Origin of the sequence: uncultured Microscilla sp., assembly GCF_947493425.1 — a bacterium.
GTDB lineage: Bacteria > Bacteroidota > Bacteroidia > Cytophagales > Microscillaceae > Microscilla.
On the sequence record NZ_CANLRP010000250.1, the window covers coordinates 1 to 8964 of the forward strand.

Sequence of the window (8964 nt, forward strand, 5' to 3'; positions counted from 1 at the left end):
ATGGGTCGTTTGGTTTTTTTCGCAATTAACTTTTACGACCCTTTTGCATTTTTGTTAAAACTGTACGGACTATTGGTAAACTACAACTCTGGCAAGCCTACTCAAATGAAAGCAGAAGCTTATGCCCAAGGCAATACAGTGGAAATAGCTCCAGGCAAAGAGAAACACTTAGGACACGAGCTTGCCCATATAGGACAACAAGCTCAAGGAAGAGTAAAGCCTACTATACAAGCCAATAATGGTGGGGTAAATATCAATGATGACCCCAAGTTGGAAAAAGAAGCAGACGTAATTGGTGATAAGGCAATGCAAATGAAAGGGCAGCAAAACCAACCAATATCCAGCAGCAGCATAATATCGTCTGGGAGTTCTCCAGTATTGCAAGGAAAGTTTATAGGTGATTTGGCTGATAAGCTACCTTTGGATGTGGTGAAGCTATTGAAGGCGGCTGGTTATGAAGGGGTATCAGTGATGAAAATTATAAAGGCGTCTAAAAACCCAACAGATTTCGCTACTATCGAAGATTTGGCAAGTGCGTTGGGTTTGGAAAAGACTCAAGAGTCTACATCAGTAAGTAAACCTAAGTCACCAGAGGTATCAGTAAGTAAGCCTAAGCCTGTGAGCAAACCATCTCCCAAGCAAGATAAGGTAGTAAGCAAACCTTCCCCCAAGAAAGACAAGCTCGTAAGTAAGTCATCTCCAGTCAAGAAAAAAGATACTCCTCCACCAGTCAAACAAGGCATTCCAGGAGTACCTAAGTCATTCTATCAAAACAAAAAAACATCTCTTGAGTATGTGACCAAAGATGTGTTAACTGCGTTGCTCCCTTCTTATTTGCCAGATGTGAAAGATCGGCAAACAGTTTTAGATTTTTGGGAAATGTTTGAAACTGAAGACAAGACTTCTTTTCAAAGTATACCCCAATTGATAGCGTTTGCACTAGGCAACGACAAAGCCAACAAGTCTAAGGAGTATGTAAGTGAACAAAATGCCAAAAGTGCACCCGATCCCGGGACAACAGGCGTCAGCTCCTCGTTAGAAAGGGCTGATGGCAGAAATGCACAACAAATTAAACTATCCAATGGTTTTCACGGCTGGGGAGGTAGCATGTCTATTGACCATGCCCGCTCTTGGGTTATTAATGTGTGGAATAAGAAAAAGACATCAGAAAAAGCTGGTTGGCTTCAGGACTGGAAATCCGAAACAAGTTCGAGCTCTGAGCAAGTGCCCTATGTAGCCACAGGTTGGACATCGCAAAAAGGAGGAACTACTTATAAAATAAGTGTGCCTATGAAAATAGGTAATCCGAGAGTTACACCAGAAGTTTTTTTTAATGCAGAGGATATTATGGATGCCACCATTATCTGCATATCAGGACGCGACGAAGTAGTGTTTCTGACTGGAATACCTTGGAAATATATTACTGCTCCTTAAGATGTAGCATTACATCAAGATTTTGAAACAGACTTTAGGTCATAAAGTCTGTTTTTATTTTATAACATATAACTAAAATTTTAGTTATAAAGTTAACCAACTTTCAAATATAATTTGTAAATTTGTTTATTGAGCATTTGATAGTGGGTAACCAAAAACGAATCAACTAATTCCTGGTTTGCTGAAAGTAAGCAGGCTATGAATGAGTTAGATGTCCGTAAAACAGGGAGAAACTTGCGACTTGTTGCACCGATATGCATCGGTATCCAAGGACTTGAAGCTTGCCACTACTGGTACTACCAACTATTTTCTTTAACAACCCAAATATACCAAGACATGAGAATACCTTCTTTAATGAAAGTAAATAAGCACAAACGCTTTAACTTTGAGCCTCGTTATTACGACCCCATCAAAGAACGCATTGACGAAAAAATAGCTGAAGCACGTCGCGAAAACGGAGGTGATGATACCCAGGCAGGGTATTCGGCAAGAATATCTGATGCATTTAATTCACGTCAGCGTAAAAGCCAGGGCTCCAGTACTACTCGTTTGTTCTTTATCTTTATATTGGCAGCTATAGGGTTCACTTATGTGTTGTTTGGTGATGCCAAAATAAGCATAGGCAACATTGACCTACCTTATGGTGAATTTGCTCCTTTTTTGTTAGTGATAGCCGCCATAGGCTATATTTTTATGAGATTAAAGAAAAAATCTTAATCCAGGAGGAACTACGAACATTTTAAATAAAAAGCTTGTTATGGAAGGGTGATTTACATCCAAATATTTTATATTATAGCAGCAAAATTATTTAAAGTACAGTGAATATACTGGTATTGCTCAACAAATCAGTTGGCAACATCAGTTTTGGTAAACTGCCCAATGAGGGCTGAGGTTTGTTTTTATGGAAGACATCATTCAATTATTGCCCGACTCTATAGCCAACCAAATAGCTGCTGGAGAGGTAGTGCAACGCCCTGCATCGGTGGTCAAAGAACTCATGGAAAACGCTATAGATGCCAAGAGTCGCAATGTAAAAGTGATTATCAAGAATGCGGGCAAAATTTTGATTCAAGTGGTAGACGATGGTTGTGGTATGTCAGAAACCGATGCTCGTTTGAGTTTTGAAAGGCACGCTACTTCAAAGATACGCTCTTCCGATGATTTGTTCTCCATATACACGATGGGTTTTCGGGGCGAAGCCCTTGCCTCTATAGCTGCAGTGGCCGAGGTAGAGCTTAAAACCAAGCGTGAACAAGATGAGTTAGGAGTATTTTTGTGTATGGCAGCCTCTCAGCTCAAAACCCAGGAAGCCAACGCTTGCCAAAATGGAACCTCGATAGCTGTAAAGAACCTTTTCTTTAATGTGCCTGCCCGCAAAAACTTTTTGAAGTCAAACGCAGTAGAAATGCGTCATATTTTAGACCAGTTTCACCGCATAGCCCTGGCTTATCCTGAGGTTAATTTTTCTTTGTATCACAACGATACTGAAGTGTATAACCTCTACACAGGTAAAATGGTCAGCCGCATTACTGCCATCTTTGGCAAAAACTACCGTGATAAACTCGCTTTTTGTCAAGAAGATACCCCACTAATTAAAATAAAGGGATATATAGGCAAACCCGAAAATGCCAAAAAAACCAGGGGAGATCAGTTCTTCTTTGTCAACAACCGTTATGTACGCCATGGTTACTTGCACCACGCAGTAATGAATGCCTTTGAGGGGTTGATTGCTTCAGACATGCACCCATTTTATGTACTGTTTATAGAAATAGACCCTGTGCATATTGATATAAATGTGCATCCTACCAAAACCGAAATCAAGTTTGATGATGAACGTACCGTATACGCCATTATTCAGGCAGCCGTAAAAAAATCATTGGGAAGCCATAACCTGACTCCTACGCTTGATTTTCAGACCAACGTAAACCTTGATCCTACCTTACCACAAAGGCAACAATTCCCCAATTCAGACACGTCGACTTTTGAAAGTGGTGGTGAAAAGGGAGGCAATGCTTCATCGAGTGGTTATGCTTCGTCGCGCCCCTATGAAAAAAGCCCGCAGGAAAAAAGAAACCTGTCAAACTGGCAGAAAATATACGAAGGGTTGGAAAAAAAGGCAATAGAAGAAAACTCGCCTGACACTTTTGACTTTGACAAAGAGCTAAAAGGGGAAAACTCTGAACAAACCCTCACTTTTGAAAGTAACGCAAACAATTTGGGCAAACAACCCAGAGAAGAAGGAAAGGGACTGGAGGCCAAACCTTCGGGCGAACGCCCAAGCTTTCAGGTGAATAATCAGTACATTATTACCCCAGTACGCTCTGGGCTAATGATGATAGACCAACAGGCTGCCCACGAAAGAGTATTGTATGACAAGTTTGTAGTCTCTCTCAAAAATGATAATGGAACAGCCCAACAATTGCTATTTCCTACCACCATATCGTTGCAACCTGCCGATTTCCAATTGGTATTGGAAATAGAAACCGAAATTCGTAATTTAGGCTTTATATTTGAACTTTTGCCGGACAACCGCCTTGAAATAAAAGGAGTTCCGGCGGATATAACCAATGAGAATGAACAAGAGCTGTTCGAAGGATTTATTGAGCAGTTTAAAAACTACCAGGCAACCCTCAAAGTGGAACGTGAAACTCTACTGGCGCGTTCGTTGGCAAAACGATCAGCCATTAGAACAGGAGCTAAATTGACGGCTATAGAGATGAATTTACTGGTTGATCAGTTGTTTGCCTCGTCTAACCCCAACTACACTCCTGATGGTCGCCCCACACTTGTAATGTTGCCCCTGGATAAGATGAAAGATTTTTTTGAAAAACCAGATTTTTTATGGGAAACTTAACGCCTATAGTAAGAGGCTTGCTAATAATTAATGTATTTGTATTTTTTGCTGACTCATTTATTAGTGAAGGTGGGTTAAAAGCCTATGGTATGTTGTGGTATGTAGAATCGCCCAATTTTAGACCTTGGCAATTGCTTACCCATATGTTTTTGCATGCCGACTTTTTTCACCTGTTGGGCAATATGATGGGCTTGTTCTTTTTTGGTCCTTGGCTGGAGCGTACCTGGGGAGCTCGTAACTTCTTTATTTTTTACTTTGCCTGTGGTTTTGGTGGGGCAGCTTTGCAAATGGGAGGAGTGAGTTTAGATTTTCAGAAAGAGAAAACAAGCTTTGTGCTCAAGAAAGATGAAATAAAAGAGGCTCAAGCAGTATTGAAAAAATACAGTAAAGATCCAACTCCTGCAAACCTGGCCATTTACCAAAAGAAATATGAGCCAGAGTTGTATCAAAAAAACAAACGCTTTTTTGATCAAGCAGACAGGGTAATGAAGCTTGCGCAAGAACTTAAAAAAGATACTTCAGCCCAAAAAGGCAATCAGTCGATGGGCAACCAAATATTAAAACGCAAGGAAAGCCTACTCAAAGAAAGTAAAAAAGCATTTGGACAACTCGCTGCAGTTCAAGCCAAACAGTTATCTCAGTTGGATGAGTTGTTAGCTGGAGGCATAGGTTTTAAAATGTTGGGTGCCTCAGGAGCTATTTTTGGTATTTTACTGGCTTTTGCCTTGTTCTTTCCTAATGTAGAAATGATGCTGTTGTTTTTCCCAGTGCCCATCAAAGCCAAATATTTTGTGGCAATTTATATGATTTTTACCATTTATGCTGCAGGTGGAGGCAATGTAGGGATGGCAAATGTGGCACACCTTGCCCACTTAGGCGGGGCAATTATTGGTTTTATCCTGGCGAGGTTTTGGTTGTGGAAATATAAATATAACTAACAATACGTGTGATGTTTTCGTTATTCTCATGAGGGGCGTAAAAAATGTAGGATTCTATTTTCTCTACAAATTGTACAAATACTTGAAAAATAGCGATATAAAATGATTATTTTACAAACCCAACAGTTAGTGTATTGGGGATTAAATAATTTGCACATTAATTTGGATGAGTTTTGTTTTCTGAAGAGTCGTGAAAATGGCGGATAGTTCGCTTTCTGAATTCCGATGCATATCGGAACCTTAGCTATCTAACTTTTTCACGAGGAAGTCAGGGGGTAAAAGCTCACAGTCCTCCGAGAACAAGCTCGGAGCTGTGAGCCGAACTTGATTCGGGGACGCCAAAGAACCGAGGCTACAGTTCTACTGTGCCGAGCTCAGCATAGCTAATATGTGAATAACTTAGTACCCAGTGCACTAGAAGCACAAAAGCCTCTTTCTAACACTTATGAATGCTAAAAAAAATTAAAGAGATAATACAATGTTAAACGACCTTAAAAATGCTTTTCGTAAACCCAATAATGCCCTGACGCAGATTATTATTATTAATGTGATTGGGTGGGTAGCCATCAACCTTATTTATGTAATTAGCCCGTCATTTTTCAAAACTTTCAGCAAGTTTTTATTCGTGTCTGGGTCATTGACTGAGCTAATGTTTCACCCTTGGACAGTACTTACCTATGCGTTTTCTCACCACGACTTGCTACATATTGTGTTCAATATGTTGACACTTTACTGGTTTGGGATGTTGGTATCTGAGTATTTGAACAGCAAGCGACTTATTTCCCTGTATGTATTGGGTGCTTTGGCGGGTGCAGTATCTTATATATTGATTTACAACTTCTTCCCTGGAGCAAAAACAGGGATGGGAGGCACAATGCTAGGAGCCTCAGGAGCTGTGTTTGCGGTAGTAGTAGGGGCAGCTACATTAATGCCTAACTACTCTTTTCACCTTATTTTTATAGGACCCGTAAGAATCAAATACATTGCAGCCTTATTGGTATTGTTGTCAGTGTTTCAACTAAGAGGTATGAATGCAGGTGGGCAAGTGGCTCATTTAGGTGGCGCGTTGATGGGATACTTATTTGTTATTTCATTGAACCGTGGTACCGACTTGGGCGGATGGATTCATTACATTATAGATGGCTTTACTGGTTTGTTTCGAAAGAAGTCTAAAATGAAAGTGACTTATCGTAGCAAAGTAGCCGCCAACGCTGGAACAAACTATGCCAATGCCAACCGTAACTCGGCAAATGCAGGCAATGGTACTCCTGATCAGGCAGAAATTGACGCCATATTAGATAAAATTTCTGAGTCGGGGTACGAGAGTTTGTCTAAAGAAGAAAAGCAACAACTTTTTAATGCAAGTAAAAAGGAAAAATAATGGATGTAATACTTCTAACTATTTCTCTTGTAATTAGTTAATAATATAGTATAACATATTTATCACATAACTAAACACAAAAGTATGAGCAGTAGATCTTGGCTAGGGTTTGTAACAGGAGTTGCTATAGGCGCAACTGCCGCACTTTTACTGGCACCCCATAAAGGTAAAGACACCCGAAGACGCATTAAAGTGAAAGCAAAAGACTTAGGGGTAAACATAGACAAAGTAGAGCACAAAGTAGATGTAGGCATTGATAAAGTGAGTGAGTTGGCACACGCTGCCATGGATAGTCTGGGAAATTACACTACCAGAAAAGCTCAAAAAAAGGACGGAGATGAGAAAGAGGCTTAAGTCAAACTACTTTTAATCTAAACACATAACAAAAAAGCGCTTAACTTACCGTTAAGCGCTTTTTTGTTATGTGATTTTTGTAAAGCCAACAAATAATTATTGGTCAAGTTTAAGTACCGCCATAAAAGCTTCCTGAGGGATCTCTACCCTACCTACCTGACGCATACGTTTCTTTCCTTTTTTCTGCTTTTCCAACAATTTACGCTTACGGGTAATGTCACCGCCATAACACTTGGCAGTTACATTTTTACGCATTGCCTTGACAGTTTCACGGGCAATAATTTTTGCCCCAATGGCTGCTTGAATGGCAATTTCAAACATTTGGCGTGGCAGTAACTCTCGTAACTTTTCGCACAAGCGTTTGCCCCAGTCATACGCCTTGTCGCGGTGCACAATTGCCGACAACGCATCTACTTTCTCACCATTGAGCAAAATGTCTAGTTTTACCATGTTAGACTGTTGGAATCCTATCAACTCATAATCGAGCGATGCATATCCTCTTGAGATAGTCTTCAAACGGTCAAAGAAGTCAAACACAATCTCAGCAAGTGGTAGTTCAAAAGTCATCTCTACCCGGTCGGAAGTCAGGTAGTTTTGGTTTTTTAGAATTCCACGTTTGTCTATACACAAACTAATTACTGGTCCTACGAAATCGGATTTGGTAATGATTTGTGCCTTTACAAAAGGTTCCTCTACATGGTCTATAGTAATTGGCTCGGGCATTTCAGCAGGTGCTTGAACATCTACGGGATCACCTTTTTTGAGGTGGGCTTTGAACTGTACCGAAGGTACAGTAGTAATTACGGTCATGTCAAACTCTCGCTCCAGACGTTCCTGAATAATTTCCATGTGCAACATGCCCAAAAAGCCACAACGGAATCCAAAGCCTAATGCTGCCGATGTTTCAGGTTCCCATACCAAAGACGCATCATTGAGTTGCAATTTTTCCATAGCCTCACGGAGGTCTTCAAACTCAGAGGTTTCTACTGGGTAAATACCCGCAAATACCATAGGTTTTACATCTTCAAAACCCGCAATAGGTGCGTTACTAGGCTTGTTTACGTGGGTGATGGTATCTCCTACCTTTACTTCTTTGGCTTGTTTAATTCCTGAGATAAGGTACCCTACATCACCTGCTTCTATCATTTTACGAGGTTCTTGGTCGAGTTTGAGTACACCAATTTCATCGGCAAGATATTCTTTGCCCGTTGCCATAAACTTTACCTTGTCTCCTTTGTTGATAGTACCATTTACTACCCTAAATATTACTTCTACGCCACGAAAAGGATTAAACTCAGAGTCAAAAATCAGTGCCTGTAGCTCTTTTTCTTTGTCACCTTTGGGTGAAGGTACTTTTTTTACGATGGCTTCCAAAATCTTATCTACCCCAGTTCCTTCTTTACCACTTGCTGGAATAATCTCCTCGCGTTCGCAGCCAATTAGATCAATAATTTCGTCAGAAACCTCTTCGGGCATAGAGTGAGGCAAGTCAATCTTGTTTAATACTGGAATAATCTCCAGGTCGTTGCCAATGGCAAGATACAGGTTAGAAATCGTTTGGGCTTCTATCCCTTGCGACGAGTCTACGATCAAAAGGGCTCCTTCGCATGCCATAATAGAGCGTGAAACTTCATAAGAAAAGTCTACGTGTCCAGGGGTGTCAATCAGGTTGAGGGTATAATCTTCGCCTTCAAAGTGGAATGTCATCTGAATTGCGTGGCTTTTGATAGTAATGCCTCGCTCACGCTCCAGATCCATATTATCTAATACCTGAGCTTGCATATTGCGTCCCGACACAGTTTGGGTGTATTCTAGCAGACGATCTGCCAAAGTACTTTTTCCGTGGTCAATGTGGGCAATGATGCAAAAGTTTCTAATATTTTCTTGTTTCATATATGTGATGCTATATTAGCCAACGACAAACAACATTAGGAATTGTTCAAAAATAAATTTACACTCTGAGGGGTGATTTTTCGCCTTGATACTTCGTTATTTTTATTGCC

The 8964-nt window shown here is 40.5% G+C and carries 7 protein-coding genes; 6 read left to right on the plus strand and 1 reads right to left on the minus strand.

The features are described from left to right. The 6 genes from Q0954_RS31350 to Q0954_RS31375 form a co-directional block, all read left to right on the plus strand. On the plus strand, positions 1-1434 hold a 1434-nt coding region (locus Q0954_RS31350; RefSeq protein ID WP_299465056.1), incomplete at its 5' end, for a hypothetical protein. A gap of 336 nt (positions 1435-1770) precedes the next feature. Next, positions 1771-2151, plus strand: a complete 381-nt coding sequence (locus Q0954_RS31355; protein WP_299465059.1) for a hypothetical protein — start codon at positions 1771-1773, stop codon at positions 2149-2151. A gap of 184 nt (positions 2152-2335) precedes the next feature. Continuing rightward, a complete protein-coding gene (gene mutL, locus Q0954_RS31360) occupies positions 2336-4288 on the plus strand; it encodes a DNA mismatch repair endonuclease MutL (protein ID WP_299465062.1) in 1953 nt (650 codons plus the stop codon). Beyond that, positions 4276-5226 (plus strand): rhomboid family intramembrane serine protease, encoded by a 951-nt coding sequence (locus Q0954_RS31365; RefSeq protein WP_299465065.1) that lies wholly within the window; start codon positions 4276-4278, stop codon positions 5224-5226. Before mutL ends, Q0954_RS31365 begins: the two co-directional genes overlap by 13 nt. A 478-nt stretch (positions 5227-5704) precedes the next feature. Beyond that, the gene (locus Q0954_RS31370) at positions 5705-6607 is read left to right on the plus strand and encodes a rhomboid family intramembrane serine protease (RefSeq protein ID WP_299465068.1); all 903 of its coding nucleotides are present in this window, start codon (positions 5705-5707) and stop codon (positions 6605-6607) included. A gap of 84 nt (positions 6608-6691) precedes the next feature. Next, complete coding sequence (locus Q0954_RS31375) at positions 6692-6961, plus strand: YtxH domain-containing protein (RefSeq protein WP_299465071.1); 270 nt, start codon at positions 6692-6694, stop codon at positions 6959-6961. Positions 6962-7057: 96 nt separating this feature from the next. Here the strand turns inward: Q0954_RS31375 and lepA are convergent, their stop codons facing one another. Next, entirely contained in the window at positions 7058-8854 is a 1797-nt protein-coding gene (lepA, locus tag Q0954_RS31380) for a translation elongation factor 4 (RefSeq protein ID WP_299465074.1), read from the minus strand. Positions 8855-8964 lie beyond the last annotated feature (110 nt).

Excerpts from the sequence above, each read along its gene's own strand:
- Q0954_RS31355 (WP_299465059.1), top strand. The coding sequence starts at position 1,771 with ATGAGAATACCTTCTTTAATGAAAGTAAATAAGCACAAACGCTTTAAC.
- mutL (WP_299465062.1), top strand. The coding sequence starts at position 2,336 with ATGGAAGACATCATTCAATTATTGCCCGACTCTATAGCCAACCAAATA.
- Q0954_RS31365 (WP_299465065.1), top strand. The coding sequence starts at position 4,276 with ATGGGAAACTTAACGCCTATAGTAAGAGGCTTGCTAATAATTAATGTA.
- Q0954_RS31370 (WP_299465068.1), top strand. The coding sequence starts at position 5,705 with ATGTTAAACGACCTTAAAAATGCTTTTCGTAAACCCAATAATGCCCTG.
- Q0954_RS31375 (WP_299465071.1), top strand. The coding sequence starts at position 6,692 with ATGAGCAGTAGATCTTGGCTAGGGTTTGTAACAGGAGTTGCTATAGGC.
- lepA (WP_299465074.1), bottom strand. The coding sequence starts at position 8,854 with ATGAAACAAGAAAATATTAGAAACTTTTGCATCATTGCCCACATTGAC.